The sequence below is a fragment of the Pseudomonas sp. P4_B4 genome (genome assembly GCF_056402255.1).
In genome coordinates this window covers 39996-63180 of sequence record NZ_JBFUHS010000027.1, presented here as the reverse complement: position 1 = coordinate 63180, position 23185 = coordinate 39996, and the positions used below count along the sequence as shown (strand labels likewise).

General features: G+C 59.1%; 18 protein-coding genes. 10 read left to right on the top strand and 8 right to left on the bottom strand.

The window, feature by feature from the left end; genetic code table 11:
- The coding region (locus AC1DVE_RS24180) for a hypothetical protein (protein WP_477784261.1) at nt 1–307 on the top strand (307 nt) is incomplete at its 5' end.
- Here the strand turns inward: AC1DVE_RS24180 and ettA are convergent.
- Entirely contained in the window at nt 289–1953 is a 1665-nt protein-coding gene (gene ettA, locus AC1DVE_RS24175; RefSeq protein ID WP_223459206.1) for an energy-dependent translational throttle protein EttA, read from the bottom strand. The two genes, AC1DVE_RS24180 and ettA, sit on opposite strands and share 19 nt — an antisense overlap.
- A gap of 483 nt (nt 1954–2436) precedes the next feature.
- On the opposite strand from ettA, the gene AC1DVE_RS24170 reads away from it, so the two are divergent.
- Nucleotides 2437–6315 (top strand): sensor domain-containing protein, encoded by a 3879-nt coding sequence (locus AC1DVE_RS24170; protein WP_477784260.1) that lies wholly within the window; start codon nt 2437–2439, stop codon nt 6313–6315.
- On the opposite strand, the gene AC1DVE_RS24165 is transcribed toward AC1DVE_RS24170, so the two are convergent.
- Nucleotides 6302–8653, bottom strand: coding sequence for a glycoside hydrolase (locus AC1DVE_RS24165; protein WP_477784259.1), 2352 nt, complete (start codon nt 8651–8653; stop codon nt 6302–6304). The genes AC1DVE_RS24170 and AC1DVE_RS24165 overlap by 14 nt on opposite strands.
- A gap of 259 nt (nt 8654–8912) precedes the next feature.
- Here AC1DVE_RS24165 and glyA point away from each other — a divergent pair, with 259 nt between their 5' ends.
- From glyA to AC1DVE_RS24145, 4 genes are all read left to right on the top strand, one after another.
- Nucleotides 8913–10166 carry a serine hydroxymethyltransferase gene (gene glyA, locus AC1DVE_RS24160; protein ID WP_223459200.1) on the top strand — a complete coding sequence of 418 codons (1254 nt, stop codon included), beginning with the start codon at nt 8913–8915 and terminating at the stop codon, nt 10164–10166.
- Nucleotides 10167–10441: 275 nt separating this feature from the next.
- Complete coding sequence (locus tag AC1DVE_RS24155; protein ID WP_223459198.1) at nt 10442–11755, top strand: C4-dicarboxylate transporter DctA; 1314 nt, start codon at nt 10442–10444, stop codon at nt 11753–11755.
- A gap of 48 nt (nt 11756–11803) precedes the next feature.
- Complete coding sequence (locus tag AC1DVE_RS24150; protein WP_223459196.1) at nt 11804–12508, top strand: FadR/GntR family transcriptional regulator; 705 nt, start codon at nt 11804–11806, stop codon at nt 12506–12508.
- 25 nt (nt 12509–12533) lie between these two features.
- Entirely contained in the window at nt 12534–13217 is a 684-nt protein-coding gene (locus AC1DVE_RS24145) for a GntR family transcriptional regulator (protein WP_223459194.1), read from the top strand.
- A 93-nt stretch (nt 13218–13310) separates the two neighbouring features.
- Here AC1DVE_RS24145 and yjiA read toward each other — a convergent pair whose 3' ends face one another.
- The 3 genes from yjiA to AC1DVE_RS24130 form a co-directional block, all read right to left on the bottom strand.
- Nucleotides 13311–14285: a GTPase gene (gene yjiA / locus AC1DVE_RS24140; RefSeq protein ID WP_223459192.1), complete on the bottom strand. Its 975-nt coding sequence runs from the start codon at nt 14283–14285 to the stop codon at nt 13311–13313.
- 162 nt (nt 14286–14447) lie between these two features.
- Nucleotides 14448–14645 (bottom strand): YbdD/YjiX family protein, encoded by a 198-nt coding sequence (locus tag AC1DVE_RS24135; RefSeq protein WP_007895266.1) that lies wholly within the window; start codon nt 14643–14645, stop codon nt 14448–14450.
- 15 nt (nt 14646–14660) lie between these two features.
- Complete coding sequence (locus AC1DVE_RS24130) at nt 14661–16727, bottom strand: carbon starvation CstA family protein (protein ID WP_223459190.1); 2067 nt, start codon at nt 16725–16727, stop codon at nt 14661–14663.
- 161 nt (nt 16728–16888) lie between these two features.
- On the opposite strand from AC1DVE_RS24130, the gene AC1DVE_RS24125 reads away from it, so the two are divergent.
- Nucleotides 16889–17257 carry a PilZ domain-containing protein gene (locus tag AC1DVE_RS24125; protein WP_223459188.1) on the top strand — a complete coding sequence of 123 codons (369 nt, stop codon included), beginning with the start codon at nt 16889–16891 and terminating at the stop codon, nt 17255–17257.
- An 84-nt stretch (nt 17258–17341) separates the two neighbouring features.
- Here AC1DVE_RS24125 and radA read toward each other — a convergent pair whose 3' ends face one another.
- Entirely contained in the window at nt 17342–18709 is a 1368-nt protein-coding gene (radA, locus tag AC1DVE_RS24120) for a DNA repair protein RadA (protein ID WP_008004292.1), read from the bottom strand.
- Nucleotides 18710–19347: 638 nt separating this feature from the next.
- On the opposite strand from radA, the gene mscL reads away from it, so the two are divergent.
- Complete coding sequence (gene mscL / locus AC1DVE_RS24115) at nt 19348–19761, top strand: large-conductance mechanosensitive channel protein MscL (protein WP_008004290.1); 414 nt, start codon at nt 19348–19350, stop codon at nt 19759–19761.
- 47 nt (nt 19762–19808) lie between these two features.
- Here mscL and AC1DVE_RS24110 read toward each other — a convergent pair whose 3' ends face one another.
- The gene (locus AC1DVE_RS24110) at nt 19809–20585 is read right to left on the bottom strand and encodes a ferredoxin--NADP reductase (RefSeq protein WP_223459186.1); all 777 of its coding nucleotides are present in this window, start codon (nt 20583–20585) and stop codon (nt 19809–19811) included.
- A 303-nt stretch (nt 20586–20888) separates the two neighbouring features.
- Between AC1DVE_RS24110 and AC1DVE_RS24105 the strand changes: the two genes are divergently transcribed.
- Together AC1DVE_RS24105 and AC1DVE_RS24100 are read left to right on the top strand one after the other, a co-directional pair.
- The gene (locus AC1DVE_RS24105; RefSeq protein ID WP_223459185.1) at nt 20889–21602 is read left to right on the top strand and encodes a helix-turn-helix transcriptional regulator; all 714 of its coding nucleotides are present in this window, start codon (nt 20889–20891) and stop codon (nt 21600–21602) included.
- 175 nt (nt 21603–21777) lie between these two features.
- Nucleotides 21778–22902 carry a methyltransferase gene (locus tag AC1DVE_RS24100; protein ID WP_477784258.1) on the top strand — a complete coding sequence of 375 codons (1125 nt, stop codon included), beginning with the start codon at nt 21778–21780 and terminating at the stop codon, nt 22900–22902.
- A 64-nt stretch (nt 22903–22966) separates the two neighbouring features.
- Here AC1DVE_RS24100 and AC1DVE_RS24095 read toward each other — a convergent pair whose 3' ends face one another.
- The gene (locus AC1DVE_RS24095) at nt 22967–23134 is read right to left on the bottom strand and encodes a DUF2474 domain-containing protein (protein ID WP_015096916.1); all 168 of its coding nucleotides are present in this window, start codon (nt 23132–23134) and stop codon (nt 22967–22969) included.
- Nucleotides 23135–23185 lie beyond the last annotated feature (51 nt).

The window sequence follows — 23185 nt, the reverse complement described above, 5'->3', positions numbered from 1 at the left end:
CCCCGCACAACCGCCGGATTTACGCAGCCTGATCCTTGACCACAAGAGCTTCGCGATCTTTTGCTCGCTCGCCCTGATCGGCTTCGCCTTATATCCGGTTCTTGTCCATCGGCTCGCGGTTTCGATTCACGCTTCCTCCCCACACTCGGTCGCCCTCATGCAGTTGCGCTTCACTTCGTTCGCTGTGGTCAGCTTACGACGGGACTTTCACCCGCAAGATTGCGCCCATGCTGGGCGCACAAAAAAACGGAGCCCGAAGGCTCCGCTCTTTATGCAACCAACCCGAAATCAGGCCAGCTTCTTGTAGCGTACACGATGCGGCTGGGCAGCCGCTTCGCCGAGGCGCTTTCTACGGTCGGCTTCGTACTCGGTGTAGTTGCCTTCGAAGAACACCGCTTGCGAGTCGTCTTCATACGCCAGGATGTGAGTCGCGACGCGGTCAAGGAACCACCGGTCGTGGGAGATCACAATGGCGGCGCCCGGGAAGTCCAGCAGGGCTTCTTCCAGGGAACGCAGGGTTTCAACGTCGAGGTCGTTGGACGGTTCGTCGAGCAGCAGGACGTTGCCGCCCTCTTTCAAGGTCAGGGCCAAGTGCAAGCGACCGCGCTCACCACCGGACAGGTCCTTGACGAACTTCTGCTGATCGCCGCCCTTGAAGTTGAAGCGACCGACGTAGGTCCGCGACGGGATCTCGTAGTTGCCGATGCGGATCTGGTCGGAACCGTCGGAAATCTGCTGGAACACGGTCTTGCTGCCGTCCAGGTCTTCGCGGCTCTGATCCACGCAAGCCAGTTGCACGGTTTCACCGACTTCGATACTGCCCGAATCCGGCGTTTCCTTGCCCATCAGCATACGGAACAGGGTTGACTTACCGGCACCGTTACCGCCGATCACGCCAACGATGGCGCCTTTAGGCATGGAGAACGACAGGTTGTCGATCAACACGCGATCGCCGTAGCCCTTGGTGACGTTCTTGAATTCGATGACCTTGTCGCCCAGGCGTGGACCGGCCGGGATGTAGATCTCGTTGGTTTCGCTGCGCTTCTGGAATTCCTGCGACTGCATTTCTTCGAAGCGTTGCAGACGAGCCTTGGATTTCGACTGGCGGGCCTTGGCGCCTTTGCGCACCCACTCCAGTTCTTCCTTCATGGCTTTTTCGTGGGCCGACTGCTGCTTGGATTCGGCAGCCAGACGATCGGACTTGGCTTCCAGCCAACCCGAATAGTTGCCCTCGTAAGGAATGCCCGCGCCGCGGTCGAGTTCCAGAATCCAGCCGGCAACGTTATCCAGGAAGTAACGGTCGTGCGTGATCGCGACCACTGTGCCTGGGAAGTCGTGCAGGAAGTGCTCAAGCCACGCAACGGAATCGGCGTCCAGGTGGTTGGTCGGTTCGTCGAGCAGCAGCATGTCGGGGGCGGACAGCAGCAGGCGGCACAGAGCCACACGACGCTTCTCACCACCGGACAGGAATTCAACCTTGGCATCCCAGGCCGGCAGACGCAGCGCATCGGCGGCGACTTCCAGCTGACGATCGAGGTTGTGACCGTCGCTGGCTTGCAGGATCGCTTCGAGCTTGGCCTGTTCAGCAGCCAGTTTGTCGAAGTCGGCGTCTTCTTCAGCGTAAGCCGCGTAGACCTCGTCCAGGCGCGCCTGGGCGTTCTTGATCACGCTGACCGCTTCCTCGACCACTTCACGCACGGTTTTGGTCGGGTCCAGGATCGGCTCTTGCGGCAGATAACCGATGTTCAGCTCCGGCATCGGGCGGGCTTCGCCGTCGAATTCGGTGTCAACGCCAGCCATGATTTTCAGCAGCGTGGACTTACCCGAACCGTTGAGGCCGAGTACGCCAATCTTGGCGCCAGGGAAGAAGGACAGAGAAATGTTTTTCAGGATTTCCCGCTTCGGCGGAACAACTTTGCCCAGCCGATGCATGGTGAATACGTATTGAGCCATGGAGAACCTAGGGTCAGTGACTGATGAATGATTGGAGCGCAGGCAATGCCCGGCCAGACCGTGCGCGTCGCTCGCTTGAGGCTATCAATACGTGCGCGCTGAAAAAGTCTGATTATGGGGGCGTTCTCAATTAGTTTCCACGCCGCGTTGTCGCCTTAAAGCGGACCAGGCAAGGCGCAGGCCGCTGGGAATGGTCGTTCCCTTTCCAAGGCCTGCAACGCAGCCTGGCCCGCTTTAAGGCACAACCCGAAGGGCCGGGCCTGCTGTTGTGCAGGCCCGGCGCGGTGCGGAAACTAATTGAGAACGCCCCCCGGAGCTGGAACGCTCCCGCGTAACCGGCAAAGCTACCTTAATGACCGGTGGCAGTCCAGCCGACGGACAGGGGCTGGCACTTCGCCACAACTCAAGGCATGCTAGCCGCCCTTCGGGCGTCCGGCTTATAGTGCACGTCGCGCCAGTCCAGCCAAACCGCAGGATTACAGCTTGTCCAAAGTCCCTCCGCCTCTGACTTCCAGCGCGTCGGCCACAGCGCCCGGCTCTCCCCTGCGCGGGACCTTGAAGGGCACCTTGGCGACACTCGCATTATTGCTGCTGGCCCTGCTGTTCTGGCAGTTGCTCGACCAGTTGCGGGAAACCCAGAAGAACCAGCGTCAGTACACCATCGACTACGCCGCCGATCTGGCTGCGCAGGTCAGCCTGAACATGGCGCTCAACGCGCAGATCGCCCTCAACCTGTTGCCGATCGTCGAGCAACCGCAAGGCGCCGATGAACTGCAAGCCCTGCTGCGCAAGCTGCAACAGTCGCTGCCGGATCTGCGCAGCCTGGCGTTGCTCAGCCCCTCGGGAAGAGTCATCAGTGACAGCACTCCCGACAGCGATGACAGCGACTACCTGGGTGAACTGGTACGCCGCAGCCACGCCCAGTCGCACTACTTCAGCAACGCCACCGACGGTTCCGTGGTGCATTTATTGTTGCATCAGGCCAGCGGCAGTTCCCGAGGCTATTGGGTCTTGCGCCTGACACCCACCTTCTTTTCGTCCTTGACCAAGCAAAGCGAGGCCGGCCGCCGCCCGTTGTGGCTGGTTGAGAACCGCATCAATCATCAGATCATCAGCCGCGACGAAGCGCTGCCCTCGGTCAATCCGGGCACGCTGACCGAGGATGATGTCGCCAACAGCGTGCTGACCGTTGCGCTGAGCAGCAGCGATTGGCAACTGCGCGGCTTGTTCGACCGTCAGCGCGTGCTGGAAGAGCTGCTGCCGGCGTTCATCGGCAAATGCCTGCTGGGCCTGGCGTTTTCCATGCTGCCGTTCATCGCCTTGCTGAACACGCGCCGACGTCAGCGCCAATTGAGCGAAGGCCGCCGGCGTTATCAGGACATTTTCGAAGGCACCGGCGTGGCCTTGTGCGTCCTCGACATGTCCGGGTTCAAGGTCTTTTTCGACAAGGCACAACTGCAGGGCAGCGAACAACTGCAAGCGTGGCTGGCGATCCCGGATCAACGCCGGCAATTGCTCAAGGAACTGCGGATCACCGAGGTCAACCAGGTAGCGCTGCAACTGCTTAATGTCGATAGCGCCGACAAAGCCTGGCAACTGCTGATCGACGGCCATCCGCAGGACGGCACCGCCATCGGCAACCAGGTACTCGACGCGGTGCTCAACCAGCAGCAACAGCTTGAGCTGGAAATTAAACTGCAGGATGCCAGTGGTCGCGACCAGCACCTGTGGCTGGTGCTGCGCCTGCCGCAAACCCAGGACGACTATAACGCGGTGATCCTGAGCATCACCGACATCACCAGCCGCAAGCTCATCGAGTTGTCACTGCAGGAGCGCGAAGGGTTTTGGTCGGACGTGGTGCGCACCGTGCCGGATCACCTGTATGTGCAGGATGTGATCAGCCAGCGCATGATCTACAGCAACCATCATCTGGGCCAGACACTGGGTTACAACCGTACCGAACTGCACCAGATGGGCGAATACTTCTGGGAAATCCTCCTGCACCCCGAAGACGCCGACTATTACCACCGCTCCCGCCAGGTCCAGCGCCAGGCCGGCTATCGCCAGTTGATGCAGTGCCAGTTGCGCTTCCGCCATCGGGACGGCCAGTGGCGACGCTTCGAGATTCGCGAGCAGGCACTGGCGCGGGACAAGGACGATCAGGTCACGCGGATCATCGGCGTGGCCAAGGACATCACCGACCAGATCGAAGCCAGTGAGTCCCTGCGCGACAGTGAGCAGCGCTACCGGATGCTCGCCGAAAGCATCAGCGACGTGATCTTCTCCACCGACAGCCGCCTCAACCTCAATTACGTCAGCCCTTCGGTGCAAGCGGTGCTGGGTTACGACGCCGAGTGGATTTTCCAGAACGGCTGGCAATCGACCATCGCCAACCCGCAACAACTGACCGGCATCTACCACCTGATGGACCGGGTCAGTAAAGCGCTGGATCAACCGGACCAACTGGCGCTGTTACGCAGCCAGGTGCAAACCCAACTGTTCCTGTTCGATTGCCTGCGGGCCGACGGGCGCAAGATCCCGATCGAACTGCGTCTGGTATTGGTCTGGGACGAACAGGTTACGTTCGAAGGCGTGCTCGGCGTCGGCCGCGACATCAGCCAGCAACGCCGGGCCGAAAAAGACTTGCGCATGGCCGCCACGGTATTCGAACACTCGACCTCGGCGATCCTGATCACCGACCCGGCCGGCTACATCGTCCAGGCCAACGAAGCCTTCAGCCGTGTCAGCGGTTATGCCGTGGAGCAGGTCCTCGACCAGTTGCCGAACATGCTGACCGTCGACGAGCAGCAGGAAACCCATCTGCGTTACGTGCTCAAGCAATTGGGCCAGCACAGCACCTGGGAAGGTGAAGTCTGGCTCAAGCGCCGCAACGGCGAGCACTACCCGGCCTGGGTCGGGATCACCGCCGTACTCGACGACGAAGGCGACCTGGCCAGTTATGTGTGTTTCTTCAGCGACATCAGCGAGCGCAAGGCCAGTGAGCAGCGGATTCACCGCCTCGCCTACTACGACGCCCTGACTCACCTGCCCAACCGCTCACTGTTCCAGGATCGCCTGCACACGGCGTTGCAATCGGCCGAACGGCAGAAGTCGTGGGTGGTGCTGATGTTCCTCGATCTCGATCGCTTCAAGCCGATCAACGACTCCTTGGGTCACGCCGCCGGCGACCGCATGCTCAAGGAAATGGCCACGCGCCTGCTCGGTTGCGTCGACGATGACGACACCGTGGCGCGCATGGGCGGTGACGAATTCACTTTGCTCCTGCAACCGCGAGCCAACCGTGAAATCGCCCTGAACCGGGCGATCCATGTGGCCGAACAGATTCTCGCCAGCCTGGTGAAACCGTTCGTGCTCGAAGGCCGCGAGTTCTTCGTCACGGCCAGTATCGGCATCGCCCTGAGTCCGCAAGACGGCAACGAACTCAGCCAGCTGATGAAGAATGCCGACACCGCGATGTATCACGCCAAGGAGCGTGGCAAGAACAACTTCCAGTTCTATCAGGCGGACATGAACGCCAGTGCGCTGGAGCGTCTGGAGCTGGAAAGCGACTTGCGCCATGCCCTGGAACAGAACGAATTCGTGCTGTATTACCAGCCGCAGCTCAGCGGTGATGGCAAACGCCTGACCGGTGCCGAGGCGCTGCTGCGCTGGCGTCATCCACGCCGCGGGCTGGTGCCGCCGGGGGATTTCATTCCGGTGCTCGAAGAGCTCGGGCTGGTGGTGGATGTCGGCGACTGGGTGATCAGCGAAGCCTGCCGCCAACTCAAGGCCTGGCATCAGGCCAAGGTACGGGTGCCGAAGGTGTCGGTGAACATCTCGGCGCGGCAGTTCTCCGATGGCCAACTCGGCACGCGGATCGCCACCATCCTCAAGGAAACCGGCCTGCCACCGGCGTGCCTGGAGCTGGAACTGACCGAAAGTATCCTGATGTGCGAAGTCAGCGAGGCGATGCAGATTCTCGCCGGGCTGAAAAACCTTGGGCTGAGCATTGCGGTGGATGACTTTGGCACCGGTTACTCATCCCTGAACTACCTCAAGCAATTTCCCATCGACGTGTTGAAAATCGACCGCACCTTCGTCGATGGCCTGCCCAGCGGCGAGCAGGATGCACAAATTGCCCGGGCAATCATTGCCATGGCCCACAGCCTTAACCTGGCGGTGATCGCCGAAGGCGTGGAAACCCACGAGCAGCTTGATTTCCTGAGGGAGCACGGTTGCGACGAGGTGCAGGGTTACCTGTTCGGTCGCCCGATGCCGGCCAATCAGTTCGAGGCTCAATACAGTAACGATGCATTGTTCATGTTTGATTGTCCGCCGCCCAACCGTCTCAACGCGCCTTGAACACCGTACTCATTTCATGCACTCGCACAGGCTGCCCAGGTTCTTCGACACGCGCAGAGAGCGCAGGTAACGTCGTACCTTCCACCACCATCGGCCCGCTGCTGAAGTTCGCGGTGATGCGCGTTCCATCCGCATAGCTTGATTGCTGGAGCGCGCGATCCTTCGACAACACCTTGAAATCCACCATCGCCACTCTGAACAGTCGCTCGTGCAGCGGGCGGAAGATACGGTCATAGGCCGCGATCACCGGCAGATCACGATCGAGCACTTCATCGGCGAGGTGATAAAGCGGCGGCACCATATACAACAGCTGCAGGAGTGCCGTCGCCTCCCACTCATTGCTGAACTTCAATGAGCCGTACTCCCAGTGATGGGTTGTCACGACGCTGTCATGCAAGGCGATTTGATAAAGCGGCAGGCGAAACCGTGGCGAGCGTTCATAACGGGCGACCGAAGGCTTGAGCGGAACAGGCTTGAAGTAAAGACCGGGCGTTTCTTCGGGCCAGTAATTCCCTCGATAGTACGGCGAGAGTGAATCCTTCATATCAGGATCCATCCACGCGAAGGGCTGTGTCGTCATGCCCTGGGCAAACGCGAACTGTGGGGTGTACCAGGACAACCCACCTTCCGTTCCGGTCACCAGGCCAAGTGCCTGGGTAGGATAGGCCAGCCTCTGGCGCACGCTCTGGCTGTCCTGCGACTCACTGGTCTCACGGCCGGGCGTATAGTCCTCACGCGGCGGGCCGGCGCCATCCACATCCAGAAAATAGCTGTTGAGCCCAGAGTTTTTTGCAATCGCATCGATGCGTTTTCGAGCATAGTCATGGACTGCACGAGCGCTGACATATACCCCCTTTCCAGCAAAACCGGTGACGATCTGGCCGTTTTTATCCCGGTAACCGGCATTCGCCAACTCGTCGCCCATCTGCGCGGTAGACCAGGTTTCCACAAGGTTTGAGGGGTGAGCGCTGCCATAGCTGTCGTAGACGCCGACCAGGTAACCCGCCGCCTTGGCTTGCTCAAGGGCTTCAGGGTGCCAAAGCGCCGTTCGCCACTCACTGACTCCCAGCCAGGCACGACGCAAACCTGCCGATTGCAGTGCGCTGACCAGGTCGGTCGACAGACCGCCCCCCCAACGCTGGTGGGGAGCCAACAGCGGACCGAAGGCCTGGTCCATGGCGATTCTCATATCCCGAGTCCACACAACTTCACCGCCAGGGTCATGTCCACCCGGCAGGGGTGTCACTTCAGGACGGGCAATCACTTTCAACAGTGCCGCGTTGAGCGCTCGAACCACCTCTTTTTTCAGCGATGGCTCAATATCGCCCTGGTTCCTCGCCCCCGCCTTGAACGCCATCTCGACGGTTTTGCGCTTTTCATCATCAAGTACCGCCCACAGTCGGCCCGCCAGTTGCGTGCCATCGCCTTTCTGGCGCTGGAACTGTTCCAGAAACGCTTGCCATTGAACAATGTCCGCGACTTTCAGTGGAGCGCTGCCCCATAGATAGATATGGGATGCCCCTCCTAACCGGGCGACCTCGGGTGTCATGGCAATCTTGTCGTTCAAGGAAACAAATTGGCCGTTTGCTTGCAGCCATCGCCGGTAACCATGCGCCCCCGCCAACGGATCCTGCAGGCCGGGCACAATACGCAGGGTATAAGCGGCATCGGGGGATAGGGAGGAGAAACTGTGAGTAAAACCAGGTCGTACACGATCAGCCCTGCGCTCTACATCAAACGTTGTATCCAGAGGTGTTTCCAACAGCCAGGTAACGGAAAGCCCCTCTCGCAACTCCGTCCAGAACGGCATGGAAAGAATACTCAGCACGCTTTCCGGTTCGTATCGACGCACCATCCAGTCAAGCCATCCGGGGTCGTCTGCCGGCACGTAACTGCCCTCGCCAAAAGGAAATGCATAGGCCTTGATGGCCCCGGGATCCGCGGTCCGAGGCCAGTTCAATACGGAGGGACCTCGTGACCGGACTGACACCCGTAATGCACCGAGCTCGATATTGGCTGTGACCTTGTAGTGGCCCGTGCCGGCAGCCACTTGCCATTCGCGATATGACAGCCGCTCAACCCTGCTACCGCTGAAAGCCGGGGATGCCAATGCCAGGCGCTTGCCTTGTGAAGTCGTGAGCGAAATGGCCAACGTGTCCGGCTCAATTGCAAACTGCCCGGCGGGACTATCCAGCAGCACAGGGGCAACGTCCAAGGCGTACGTCGTACCGGGTACCATGCAAGCAAACACGATGCCCCAGACAGGGGCCATCCAACGACATGAGCAAGCATGCGCAAAAACAGGTGTGGTAGGTATCTGATTGGTCACGGGCTTCATCCATTGATTTCCTGTCCAATGTTCAGGGGCAAGACATTCGTCAGCTCAGCCTTCATCCCAGGCTTCCAGAACAAAGTGTGCCCCGCTAAAAACAAGGATGCCCAACTCGGCTCCGTGCTTCAGCGAAAATATGTGTCCCTATATTCTGCCGAGCACCGTGAATGCCACTTGTCTGCGACATGATGCCGTTTCATATGCCATCTAAAACCCATTGGGTTAGAATGCCCCCCTTTTCCGCCCCCGATCCCTGAGGACCGCCATGTTCAGCCGTGATTTGACTATTGCCAAGTACGACGCCGATCTCTTTGCCGCCATGGAGCAAGAAGCTCAGCGCCAGGAAGAGCACATTGAGCTGATCGCTTCGGAAAACTACACCAGCCCTGCGGTGATGGAAGCTCAAGGCTCGGTACTGACCAACAAGTACGCCGAAGGCTACCCGGGCAAGCGCTACTACGGTGGTTGCGAGTACGTAGACATCGTCGAGCAGCTGGCTATCGACCGCGCCAAAGAGCTGTTCGGCGCTGACTATGCCAACGTTCAGCCGCACGCTGGCTCCCAAGCCAACTCCGCGGTTTACCTGGCCCTGCTGTCGGCCGGCGACACCATCCTGGGCATGAGCCTGGCCCACGGTGGTCACCTGACCCACGGCGCCAGCGTTTCGTCTTCGGGCAAGCTGTACAACGCCATCCAGTACGGCATCGACGCCAACGGCCTGATCGACTACGACGAAGTCGAGCGCCTGGCCGTTGAGCACAAGCCAAAAATGATCGTGGCCGGTTTCTCTGCCTACTCGCAGATCCTCGACTTCCCGCGCTTCCGTGCAATCGCCGACAAAGTAGGTGCCTACCTGTTCGTCGACATGGCCCACGTGGCCGGTCTGGTCGCCGCTGGCGTCTACCCGAACCCGGTTCCATTCGCTGACGTGGTGACCACCACCACCCACAAGACCCTGCGCGGTCCACGTGGCGGCCTGATCCTGGCTCGCGCCAACGCCGACATCGAGAAGAAGCTGAACTCCGCGGTATTCCCGGGCGCCCAGGGCGGCCCACTGGAGCACGTGATCGCAGCCAAGGCGATCTGCTTCAAGGAAGCGCTGCAGCCTGAGTTCAAGGTTTACCAGCAACAAGTAGTGAAGAACGCCCAGGCCATGGCCAGCGTGTTCATCGAGCGCGGTTTCGACGTGGTTTCCGGCGGTACTGAGAACCACCTGTTCCTGCTGTCGCTGATCAAGCAGGAAATCTCCGGTAAAGACGCCGACGCCGCGCTGGGCAAAGCGTTCATCACCGTGAACAAGAACTCGGTGCCAAACGACCCACGTTCCCCGTTCGTCACCTCCGGCCTGCGCTTCGGCACCCCGGCTGTGACCACTCGTGGCTTCAAGGAAGCAGAGTGCAAGGAACTGGCCGGCTGGATCTGCGACATCCTGGCTGACCTGAACAACGAAGCGGTGATCGACGCCGTTCGTGAGAAGGTCAAGGCTATCTGCAAGAAGCTGCCGGTGTACGGCGCTTAATCAGCCCGCTAAACCGTAGCTATAAAAACCGGCCAGAGATGGCCGGTTTTTTTTCGCCCGTTTTTTTTTATTCCGCCGGTGAAAGGCTCTAAACTGCGCTCACCAACCAACTGGTAAGACCGGTCATGCCAATTTTCTAATTTTTACTTGCGAACACCCAAAAATAACGCCTAGACTGCGCCTGCACTGGACATACCGGTAAGACCACAATAATTAAGTCCTGAATCTGATGTGCCCCGCACACGGAAGCCAGGACACCGACCAGGATTCCTCCCATGCTCAGATGGTGCTCGCGTTCAATCTTCCTCCAAGTGGTTCTCGGACTGGTGCTCGGCATCATCTGCGGGCTGACCCTTCCCGAATACTCCGCTCAGCTCAAACCGCTCGGTGACGGTTTTATCAAGCTGATCAAAATGCTCATCGGCCTGATTGTGTTTTGCGTAGTAGTTAGCGGCATCAGCGGTGCCGGCGACCTGAAAAAGGTCGGACGCATCGGCCTCAAATCGGTGATCTACTTTGAAGTACTGACCACCATCGCCCTGGTGATCGGTCTGGTGTTCGCCTTCAGCACCGGCATCGGCAGCGGCGCGAACATTCACCTGGAGCAGCTTTCCGCAGCCGACATGGGCGACATTGCCCAGCGCGGCCAGCACATGCACACCACCACACAGTTCCTGATGGAACTGATTCCGACTTCGGTGATCGGTGCCTTTGCCGATAACAATATCCTGCAGGTCCTGCTGTTTTCAGTGTTGTTCGGCAGTGCACTGAATCTGGTGGGCGAGGCGGCGTCGGGTATTTCACGGCTGATCAATGAACTCAGCCATGTGATCTTCCGCATCATGGGCATGATCGTGCGCCTGGCGCCGATTGGTGTGTTCGGTGCGATCGCCTTCACCACTAGCAAATATGGCCTGGACTCGCTGCAGCACCTGGGCAGCCTGGTCGGTCTGTTCTACCTGACCTGTACTGCCTTCGTGGCCTTGATTCTCGGCCTGGTGATGCGCCTCTCCGGCTTGAAGATGTGGCCGTTGCTCAAGTACCTGCGCGAAGAACTGCTGATCGTCATGGGCACTGCTTCGTCCGACGCTGTACTGCCACAAATCATGCGCAAGCTTGAGCATCTGGGCATCGGCAGTTCGACGGTCGGGCTGGTGATTCCAACGGGTTACTCGTTCAACCTCGACGGTTTCTCGATCTACCTGACCCTGGCCATCGTGTTCATCGCCAATGCCACCGGCACGCCGCTGGCGATGACCGACCTGCTGACGATTCTGTTGGTATCGTTGATCACGTCCAAGGGGGCCCACGGTATTCCGGGCTCGGCGCTGGTGATTCTGGCGGCCACCCTGACAGCCATTCCGGCAATTCCGGTGGTGGGTCTGGTGCTGGTGCTGGCCGTGGACTGGTTCATGGGCATCGGCCGGGCGCTGACCAACCTGATCGGCAACTGTGTGGCGACCGTCGCCATCGCGCGGTGGGAAAAGGACATCGATGTGGAGCGGGCGAACAAGGTACTTTCGGGCCAGGCGGGTTATACCTTCCAGCCGAGAAAACCGGTTGCTCAAGCGGCAGCCAAAGAATTCTGAATGACCGCCGTGCCTGCCGACCGCAGGCACGGCTCATGGAGCGAACTAGTGATTACCTCATCAACCGTCGTCAACTCAGTGGTAGAAAAACTTCGGGCCGCTTTGGCCCGAGGTCAGTGGCGCTCCGGCGAAATGCTGCCGGGGCAACGCGATCTGGCCGAACAATTGGGCATCAGCCGCCCGAGCCTGCGTGAGGCGGTCATTGTCCTGGAAACCCTTGGCCTGGTGCGTTCGATGCCGGGCAAAGGCGTGGTGGTGCTCGAAGCCAATCTCGCTGACAGCCAGACGCATGACAGTGCAGTGGCCGCAGCGAGCCTGGAAGACGTGCTGCAACTGCGCTACACCCTCGAGCCGTTCATCGTCGGCCTGGTGGCGCAGTCCATCAGCAGCAAGGAAGTCGGGCAGCTGCGCCTGACCCTGATGGACATGCGCGAAGCCCTGGAAGCCATCGACAGTGAAGCCGGCGTGAATGCCTACATCGCGTTCCACGAAGAATTGTTCACGCTCACATCCAACCCCATCTTCCAGAGCGTGGTCCAGCAGACCAGCAACGCCCTCAAACAGAGCGCCGAAGTGTTACGCAACTCCCCGGAGCATCTGGCTGAGCGCCTTGAAGAAAACGAGGCGGTGGTGCGGGCGATCCGCAGCAAGAACAGCGCCCAGGCCAGCGCCGAGATGCGTCGGCACATTTTGCGCGAAGGCCAGCGCATGGGCATCGAATTGAACATCCCGGAAGACAACCTCGGCAGTTGAAACCTCTTCGAACTGGAGATTGGCCATGAACAGCTTCGCCTCGCCACAAACGCTCGCCACCCTGCCCGTCCGCCCTTCGGTGGATGATCTGTATTCACGGGTCCTCGACGCCATTTTCGAACAGCGCATCCATTCGGCCAGTCGCTTTACCGAAGAAAGCCTGGCGCAGATGTTCGGTGCAAGGCGCAGCGACATGCGTGATGTGCTGACGCGACTGTCCCATCAGCAGGTCATCATCCTTCGGGTCAACCATCGTCCCCGCGTCGCCGAGCTTGATGTCGAGCAGACCCGGCAGACACTGCATGCCCGGCGCCTGGCCGAGATCATGTTGGTGCGGCTGGCCTGTCAACGACCCTGCGCGCAAGACCTGAAGCACCTGCGGACACTGGTCGAAAACGAGCGTCAATGCGTCGAGCGTGGCCGGGCGATTCGATTGTCGGGAGAGTTTCATCTGCAGTTGGCACAAATGGCGGGGAATGCACCGCTAGCGCATTTTCTTGAGAGCCTGGTACCGGTGACTTCGCTGGCAATTACGCAGTTTGATCTGCAGCAGAAGGATTATTGCGTGGAGCACATGGAGATTCTGGATGCGCTGGAGCGAGGAGATGCCGCGACGGCGCAAGTCGCGCTCAACCGGCATCTGGATTATCTGGAAGATTTGTTGCTGAGCCCTGCATCGGCAATGGGCCAAAACTGTGCCGCAGGTTAGATCGCTTTCGCGAGCAGGCTCGCTCCCACAGGGGGAGTGCACTTCAGCGAGTCTGCTCGCGATGCGGCTCAAGGCTCACTGCAACTTCTGACGTTACTCCGCCGCCACCCGCGCAAACCCCTCGCGAATCTTTTCCTCCGGCAAGTCATCGGCAATGAACACGATCACGCTCTCGCGCACGTCGTCCTCCGCCCACTCGGTATCCCAGTCGAAACCATAAAGCTTCAGCACCCCCTGAAACACCATGCGACGGGATTCGCCGAGGATACTCAACACGCCTTTGTAGCGCAGCAATTGCTTGCCATGCTCCTCCAGCAGCTCGTTCATGAACTCACTGAGCTTGTCGATATCCAGCGGTTTTTCAGTGCGCAGCACCAGGCTGGAAATGCGGTCCATGGATGGAGCTGCCTGGCTGACCGGGCGCAAACTCACGCCGCCACCGAGGTCGGCGTTGAGGTTGAAGCCGCGCACATCGAGCAACTCGGCCAGGTCGATCTTGCCGTGGTCAACCACGCGGATCGGGGCGCGACGGTTGATGCGGGTCAGGCGCTCGCTCAACGCGGTGAAGGTCGCTTCGTCCACCAGGTCACGCTTGCTCACCAGCAAGCGGTCGGCGAATCCGATCTGCGCCTGGGCGATGGTCTGGGTCAGGTGCAAGTCGGCATGCGCGGCGTCGACCAGCGTGATGATGCCGTCGAGGATATAGCGCTCACGCAACTCTTCGTCGATGAAAAAGGTTTGTGCCACGGGCGCCGGATCGGCCAGGCCGGTGCATTCGATCACCAGGCGGTCGAAGGCGATGTCGCCCTGGTCCAGACGCTCGAGCAACAGATAAAGCGCTTTGGTCAGGTCGGTGTGGATGGTGCAGCAGACGCAGCCATTGGACAGTGTCATCACTTGTACCGGCTCATCGCCCAACAACTGGGTATCGATACCGGCGTCGCTGAATTCGTTTTCGATCACGGCGATTTTCAGACCGTGCTCGGCCTTGAGCAGGTGACGCAACAGGGTGGTCTTGCCGGCGCCGAGGAAGCCGCTGAGGATCGTGACCGGGATGGGAGAGGACAAACTGGATCTCCTTTTTCACACAGTGAAAAAACAACACAAAACAAATGTGGGAGCGAGCTTGCTCGCGATAGCGGCTTAACATTCAACATCACTGTTGATTGACAGTCCGCCATCGCGAGCGAGCTCGCTCCCACAGGTTTTGCTGTTAACCCGCAATCCGGATCAACAGCACTTCGGCCCACCCTTGCCACCGTAACGGGCTTCCTGACGCTCCCGGAAGAACATCTCATAGCTCATCACCGGTTTGTCCGGGTGCTTGGTCTGCATATGCTCGACGTAGTTGTCGTAGTCGGGCATGCCGACCATCAGGCGCGCAGCCTGACCGAGGTATTTACCAAGGCGACTCAAGTCATTGAACATGCTGCAATCCTCTGGTTACGCATCCGGCAGCGCCTGGAATGGCGATTCTTTATCCGTACGCTCTTTTTTACCCCAGGCGGCAATACCGACCTTGAGTGCATAGAACAGGATGCTGAACACCACGAACAGGAACAGTGCGGTCAGCGTTGCGTTGGTGTAGGCGTTGAAGATCACGTGCTGCATCTGGGTGATGTCCTTGGCCGGGGCGAGGATCTGGCCGTTGGCCAAGGCATCGCTGTATTTCTTGGCCAGCGACAGGAAGCCGATCGCCGGGTTGGCATCGAACAGCTTGATGAAGCCAGCTGTCGTGGTGCAGATCAACAGCCACACCGCCGGCAACATGGTGACCCAGACATAACGCTGGCGTTTCATCTTGATCAACACGACGGTGCCGAGCATCAGCGCGATACCGGCCAGCATCTGGTTGGAGATGCCGAACAGCGGCCACAGGGTGTTGATGCCACCCAATGGATCGATCACGCCCTGGTACAGCAACCAGCCCCACATGGCCACACAACCGCCAGTGGCGATCAGGTTGGCAGTCCAGGATTCGGTGCGACGCAGGGCCGGCACGAACGAGCCGAGCAAGTCCTGAAGCATAAAGCGACCGGCACGGGTACCGGCGTCGACTGCGGTCAGGATGAACAGCGCTTCGAACAGGATCGCGAAGTGGTACCAGAACGCCATGGTGTTTTCACCCGGCAGAACACTGTGCAGGATCTGCGCGATACCGACCGCCAGGGTTGGCGCGCCGCCAGCACGGGCCAGGATGGTGGTTTCACCAATGTCGTGAGCTACCGCTTGCAGGGCTTCCGGGGTAATCGCAAAACCCCAGTTGCTGACGGCTGTCGCAACGGCCACCACATCACCGCCGACCACGGCCGCCGGGCTGTTCATGGCGAAGTACACGCCTGGTTCGATCACCGACGCGGCGACCATCGCCATGATCGCCACGAACGATTCCATCAGCATGCCGCCATAACCGATGTAGCGGGCGTTGGTTTCGTTATCCAGCAGCTTCGGCGTGGTGCCGGAAGCGATCAGCGCGTGGAAACCCGAGACCGCGCCACAGGCGATGGTAATGAACAGGAACGGGAACAGACCGCCCTTCCATACCGGGCCGGTGCCGTCGATGAATTGGGTCAGGGCCGGCATTTTCAGCTCGGGCATGGTCACCAGGATGCCGATGGCCAGAGCGACGATGGTGCCGATTTTCAGGAAGGTCGACAGGTAGTCGCGCGGTGCCAGGATCAGCCACACAGGCAACACCGCTGCGACAAAACCGTAACCGATCAGCATCCAGGTGATCTGGATACCGGTAAAGCTGAACGCCTTGGCCCACACTGGATCCGCGGCAATCTGCCCGCCGAGCCAGATCGAACCGAGCAGCAACAGCACGCCGATCACCGAGATTTCACCGATGCGACCCGGACGGATGTAGCGCATGTAGATGCCCATGAACATCGCGATCGGGATGGTCGCCATCACCGTGAAAATGCCCCACGGGCTCTCGGCCAGGGCTTTCACCACGATCAGCGCCAGCACCGCGAGGATGATGATCATGATCAGGAAGCAGCCGAACAGCGCGATGGTGCCGGGGATGCGGCCCATTTCCTCACGGACCATGTCGCCGAGGGATCGGCCGTTGCGGCGGGTGGACATGAACAGGACCATGAAGTCCTGCACCGCACCGGCCAGCACCACGCCGGCAATCAGCCACAGCGTGCCAGGCAAGTAGCCCATCTGCGCCGCCAATACCGGACCGACCAAAGGCCCCGCGCCGGCGATGGCCGCGAAGTGGTGACCAAAAAGAATGTGTTTGTTGGTTGGAACGTAGTCCAGACCGTCATTGTTGAGCACAGCGGGAGTGGCCCGTCGCGCATCGAGTTGCATGACATTGCTAGCGATGAACAGACTGTAGTAGCGGTAGGCGACCAGATAGATGGCCACGGCAGCGACCACAATCCACAGGGCGTTGATTGCCTCGCCTCGGCGCAATGCCACGACACCCAGGGCGCACGCACCTACGATTGCCAGCACCAGCCAAGGCAAATGGCGTAGCGGGCTATTATTATTTTTCATTTTATTATTCCAGCCAGAGTGGACAAGAAAGACAGCCACCCCGAGTTTAGCGCTCCTGACGGCAAAGACCATACCCCGACATTGGTCTAGACACCTGCATGCGCTGGCATGCCTTTGATCATGCGGGTCTATAGTCAGCGTATATATCCGAGGATCGCGCCATGAGCGAGCCCCCTGCCGAACGTCGCCGCTTCAAACGTATTGCGTTCGATGTCCGAACCGAGCTGAGTCAGGGTGAGTCCACTTGGCCGGTGAAGTTGATTGATCTGTCGCTCAAGGGGTTGCTGATCGAGCGACCCGAACACTGGCAGGGCGATCGCCAGCAGGATTTCTCAGTGGATATTCATCTGAGCGATGACGTCGATATCGCCATGGATGTGCACCTGACCCACGAAGACCACGGCCAGCTCGGCTTTGTCTGCCGGCACATTAGCCTGGAATCCATCGAGTGCCTGCGACGATTGATCGAGCTCAACCTCGCTGACCCGCAGGAACTGGAACGAGAATTGGGTGCGCTGATCGAGATTTGACGGCCTGTCATCAATCCAATGTGGGAGCGAGCAAGTCGGATCGCCGCACCGCCGCTCCCACAGGTTTTGAGTTTCGTCCGTGAGTTACTCGAACAACGCGTCCAACGCCTGTTCCAGACGCGTGACGGCAATGATCTGCAACCCAGCCGGCGCCTCTTTCGGCGCATTGCCCTTGGGCACGATGGCCCGTTTGAAGCCGTGCTTGGCGGCTTCTTTCAAACGCTCCTGACCGCTCGGCACCGGACGCACCTCACCGGAAAGCCCGACTTCACCGAACACCAGCAGATCGTGGGGCAACGGCCGGTTGCGCAAACTGGACATCACCGCCGCCATCAACGCCAGGTCGGACGCCGTTTCCAGCACCTTGACCCCGCCGACCACGTTGAGAAACACGTCCTGATCATGGGTCGGAATGCCACCGTGACGGTGCAGCACCGCCAGCAACATCGCCAGCCGGTTCTGATCCAGCCCCAGCGTGACCCGACGCGGGTTGGCCAGGTGACTGTCGTCCACCAGCGCTTGTACCTCTACCAGCATCGGCCGCGTGCCTTCCCAGGTTGCCATCACCACGCTACCTGGGACTTCTTCCTGGGCCCGGGTCAGAAAAATCGCCGAGGGGTTGGAGACTTCTTTCAGACCCTTATCGGTCATGCCGAACACGCCCAGCTCATTGACCGCACCGAAACGGTTCTTTACCGCCCGCAGCAGACGCAGGCGCCCGTCGGACTCGCCTTCAAAATACAGCACGGTGTCGACCATGTGCTCCAGCACTCGAGGGCCAGCCAGCGCGCCTTCCTTGGTGACGTGGCCCACCAGGAAAATCGCCGTACCGCTCTGTTTGGCATAACGCACCAGCAACGCAGCGCTTTCACGCACCTGGGATACACCACCCGGTGCCGATTGCAGTTGCTCGGTAAAAATCGTCTGGATCGAGTCGATCACCATCACCTTGGGCTTTTCCTGACGGGCCGTGGCGATGATGGCTTCGATGCAGGTTTCGGTCATGACCCGCAGTTGATCCTGAGGCAACCCCAGGCGCCGCGCACGCATGGCCACTTGCTGCTGGGATTCCTCACCGGTGACATACAGCGCCGGCATGCTCTTGGCGAGGTTGCACAGGGTTTGCAACAGAATGGTCGACTTGCCGATGCCAGGGTCGCCACCGATCAGCACCACCGAGCCATCCACCAGACCACCACCCAGAACCCGGTCGAGCTCGCTGGAGGCAGTGGAGAAGCGCGGAATTTCTTCGACACTGACTTCGGCCAAGGTCTTGATCTGCGCCTGCTGGCCGGCCCAGCCGGTACGACCGCTGGGGGCTGCTGCCCCGCCGCTTTCCACCATGGTTTCGGTGAGCGTGTTCCAGGCCCCGCACTCACCGCACTGGCCGGCCCATTTGGGGAAGGTTGAGCCACACTCGGTGCAGCCGTACATGCGCTTGGCCTTGGCCATCGGAACTCCCGGAAAAAAACGCGATGATAGCTCAGCTGAAGCGCGCGAGTGCGGCCAGATACTTCGCAACCCTTTTGATGATTTCAATCAGTCCCATTAAACGCAGACATATTGATATACACTCACTTACAAGCCTTGTATAAGTTTTTTGTTTAACATAACCAATAAACCCTAGAGACAGACCTTACTGCACAACTTGAAAACCTATACAAACCTTATTCATTTACACACTTAATACACAACCCCAAAAACACCTACATAAAGCACGGTTATTAACTCAGGGGAACACGTAGCTTGTTAGCCCCAAAACCAACCAAATAGTCCACATCACTACAACTGCAATCGACTTTCAATACCGACCGCTGACCACTAACTGCCCGATCAACTTTAACGTCCCGATTCAGTGATAGTCCCTCAACCTTGGCTCGCTCACACAAACGAAGCCAAATCGCTGAAAAACGTCGTATGCAAAACACCGCAGAAGACCTGGTCGCCCCACAGATGAGATCAATCGGTGAATTGTTCAACACCACCCAGGGCGATTGCTGGCAAGCACAGCAGGCAGTTGATTCGAGCAGGAAGCGATTTGCTGATTTACACTGCGTGCATCAACCTCATCTGTAACAAGGAAATAACCTATGGGCGTGCTCAATGAGTTCAAGGCCTTCGCGGTCAAAGGCAACGTGGTCGACATGGCCGTCGGTATCATCATCGGTGCGGCCTTCGGCAAGATCGTTACGTCGTTTGTCGGCGACCTGATCATGCCGCCAATCGGGATGCTGATCGGTGGCGTGGACTTCAGTGATCTGGCCATAACGCTCAAGGCAGCGGAGGGTGCTACTCCCGCCGTGGTGCTGGCCTATGGCAAATTCATCCAGACCATCATCGACTTCGTCATCGTCGCCTTCGCGATCTTCATGGGTGTCAAGGCCATCAACCGCCTGAAGCGCGAAGAGGCCGTGGCCCCCAGCCTGCCGCCGGTTCCAACCAAGGAAGAAGAGTTGCTGGGCGAGATCCGTGACTTGCTCAAGGCCCAGAACAACCGGCCTTGACGGCATTAGCAAAAAATAAAACGGCGCCTTCGAGGCGCCGTTTTTTTTTACCAGAAGTTTTCCACCGCCACCTGGCCGGGTCGCCGGCTGAGGCTCAAGTGCATGTCCCGCTGTTTAAGCAGCTTGCGCGTGTCATCGATCATCTGCGGATTGCCGCACAGCATGACCCGTGAGTGCTCGGGCGTCAGCGCAACACCCGCGGCGCGCTCCAGTTCGCCGTTTTCAATCAGCGTGGTGATCCGCCCGTTCAATGAGCCGGGATGCTGTTCACGAGTGACCGTGGTGATGAATTGCAGTTTATGGGTGTACTCCGCCAGATACTCACGCTTCGCCAGCCCTGCGATCAGTTCCTGATAAGCCAGTTCCCGAGCTTCGCGAACGCTGTAGACCAGAATGATCCGCTCGAATCGCTCCCAGACTTCGAAGTCCTGGAGTATCGACAGGAACGGCGCGATGCCCGTGCCTGTGGCTAACAACCACAGATCGCGCCCATCGACAAACCGGTCCAGCGTCAGGTAGCCAAAGGCCTGGCGGTCGACCAGCAATGCATCGCCAACACCCAGCCGGCTCAGTTCGCTGGTGAACTCACCGCCCGGTACGACAATGGAAAAGAACTCGAGGAACTCGTCAAAAGGCGAAGACACCATCGAGTAGGCGCGCCATACCGTACTGCCGTCAGCCTTGGTAACGCCCAATCGGGCAAACTGCCCCGCCCGAAAACGAAACCCTGCATCCCGCGTGGCGCGCAGGGTAAACAGGTTCGGGGTCAGCGGATGAACCTCGAGCAAGGTCTGGCGCGTAAATTTTTCTTCGCTGACGGACATGGAAGTCTCCAATCAAAGATACCCCAGTGTCCCGCAAAGAAAGCAGCATAACCACCGACAATTTGTAGTGACATTAATCTGCACTAGGGACTGTTTACTAAATTCGACATACAACCATGATTATAAAATGCCATATGGCATTTTATAACTCATCGATCGCCTAAGAACCTGGAACACACTTTTCCAAGAGTTAAAAGAGCAAAATTGTCGAACCATAATCGTAGGAACTGTCCTACACTTCGTGGCGTGACGGATCTTGGATCCAATATTGCACCAGAAAGACAGGTTAATGGAGATCATTGTATGGAGATCTGGAAGGAGTCTCAGCTCAACCAATTGGCACACACACAAGAGATCAATACCGCCTATCGAATCGCGCTCAACTTCGCTAGAAACCTTGGATATAAATTTTGTGGCTTTTCAATTACTTCGAACTCAGTCGTGGCCGGCACCAGTTCGGTAAACCTGAACAATTTTCCCCATGAGTGGAACATTCAATATGAAAAAAACAATGCCACGCAAATAGACCCGGTAGTGGCGCACTGCAATCATTCAACATTGCCGGTTCTCTGGAGCGAAGAGCTTTTTTCCAGGACGCCATGGCTATGGCAGCAGCTGCAGCAACAAGGTTTGCAGCATGGCTGGTCCCAGGCGATCCACGATGAGGAAACCGGTCTGCGCAGTATTCTCAGCCTGGCCAGAAGCCATTGCCCGATTTCAGCCTATGAACTGTACGAGCATCTCGGATTCTCGGTGTTCATCAGTCGCCATTTGCACGCTCTGGCGATCGCAATGCAACCGAGAAAACCGGCTCGCCCTCAGGCTCCTCCCTTGTCACGGCGGGAACTCGAAGTATTAAAACTGTCGGCCGATGGCAAGACGGCCTATGAAATTGCCAGGATTCTCAATTTGAGTGAACGCACGGTCAACTTTCATGTGCACAGGGCTATCGAGAAGCTCGGTGTCAACAACAAGATTGCGGCAGTCATCGTCGCGGCCCGCTCCGGAGCCATCTGAAAGCGCCCGATTGCGGGAAAACCTGCGGGTAATCCAGGCAAAAAAAACGTACCATTTGCGGTCCCTCCTGAGTGATGACGTGTAGACCTCCACGACGCAGTTCACTCGGACGGCTCCGCCCGCTCCAACGCCTTAGGGCAGCGGGACATCCGTTGATTACCCAGAGCCCCGCCCCATGCCTTTGCTCGAAACACCCTTCGCCAGCCTCGACCTGATCCGCCAGCCCGAACAGCAGAACGAACCGCTGCAAGCTTTCGATGCGGCCGACGAATACCTGCTCAATCATCTGGCCGAGCAGCAGCCGGCGTCGGACACCCGGGTATTGGTGCTCAATGACAGTTTCGGCGCGTTGGCGGCCAGCCTGGTGGGCAAGGTGAAGGTGGTCAGCAGCGGTGATTCGTTCCTGGCTTTCCAGGGTCTGGAAAAGAACCTGGTGCGCAACGGCCTGGCGTTTGATGCGGTGCCGAGCGTACCCGCCAGCGAAGCCCCTGCCGGTCCGTTCGACTGCGTGCTGATCCGCGTACCGAAAACCCTGGCCCTGCTGGAAGAACAACTGATCCGCCTGCAAGGCCAACTGACACCTGGCGCCCAAGTGATTGCCGCAGCCATGATCAAGCATCTGCCCCGGGCGGCGGGCGACTTGCTGGAGCGTTACATCGGCCCCGTGCAAGCCTCGTTGGCGGTGAAGAAGGCCCGGCTATTGATTGCCACGGCTCAAGACAAAACTCCAGCGGTGTCGCCTTACCCAACGCGATACCGACTCGACGAACCGGCCATCGAACTGCTCAATCACGCCAATGTGTTTTGCCGCGAAGGCCTGGACATCGGCACCCGGGCGTTTTTGCCACACCTGCCAAAAAACCTTGGCTCAGCGCGGGTCGCCGATCTCGGTTGTGGCAACGGCGTCCTGGCCATCGCCAGCGCCCTGCAAAATCCCGAGGCTCACTACACGCTGGTGGACGAGTCGTTCATGGCGGTGCAGTCGGCCGGCGAAAACTGGCGCGCAGCCTTGGGTGAACGGGAAGTGATCGTGCGAGCCGGTGATGGCCTGGCCGGCCAGGAACCGCAATCGCTTGACGTCGTGCTGTGCAATCCACCGTTTCACCAGCAACAAGTGGTGGGCGACTTCCTGGCCTGGCGGATGTTCCAGCAGGCCCGCGAAGCGCTGGTCGTGGGCGGCGCGCTGTACATCGTTGGCAATCGTCACCTGGGCTACCGCAGCAAGCTGGCGCGATTGTTCCGTGGCGTCGAGCAAGTGGCGGCCAATCCGAAGTTCGTGATCCTCAAGGCGCGCAAGTAACAGGCAAAAAAAACCCTCCGGTCGGAGGGTCGTAAATCCGTGCCTTGAGGCCACGGGAGAGATGTCAGTGCGTGGTCAGGCCGGCCGCGTTCATGAACAGACGCATCAGGCTGGCGACTATGAACAAGGCGCCCACGCTGCCGACCCAGATCAGGGCCAACCAGCCGAGCCGCTGCCACAGCGGCTTTTTTTCGGCTTCTTCAATGTCGTGCAGGGAATGTTTGCCGTTCATTGATAAATCCTCCGATGTAGATCGATGGCGTCTGTCAGGACGCCATCGTCG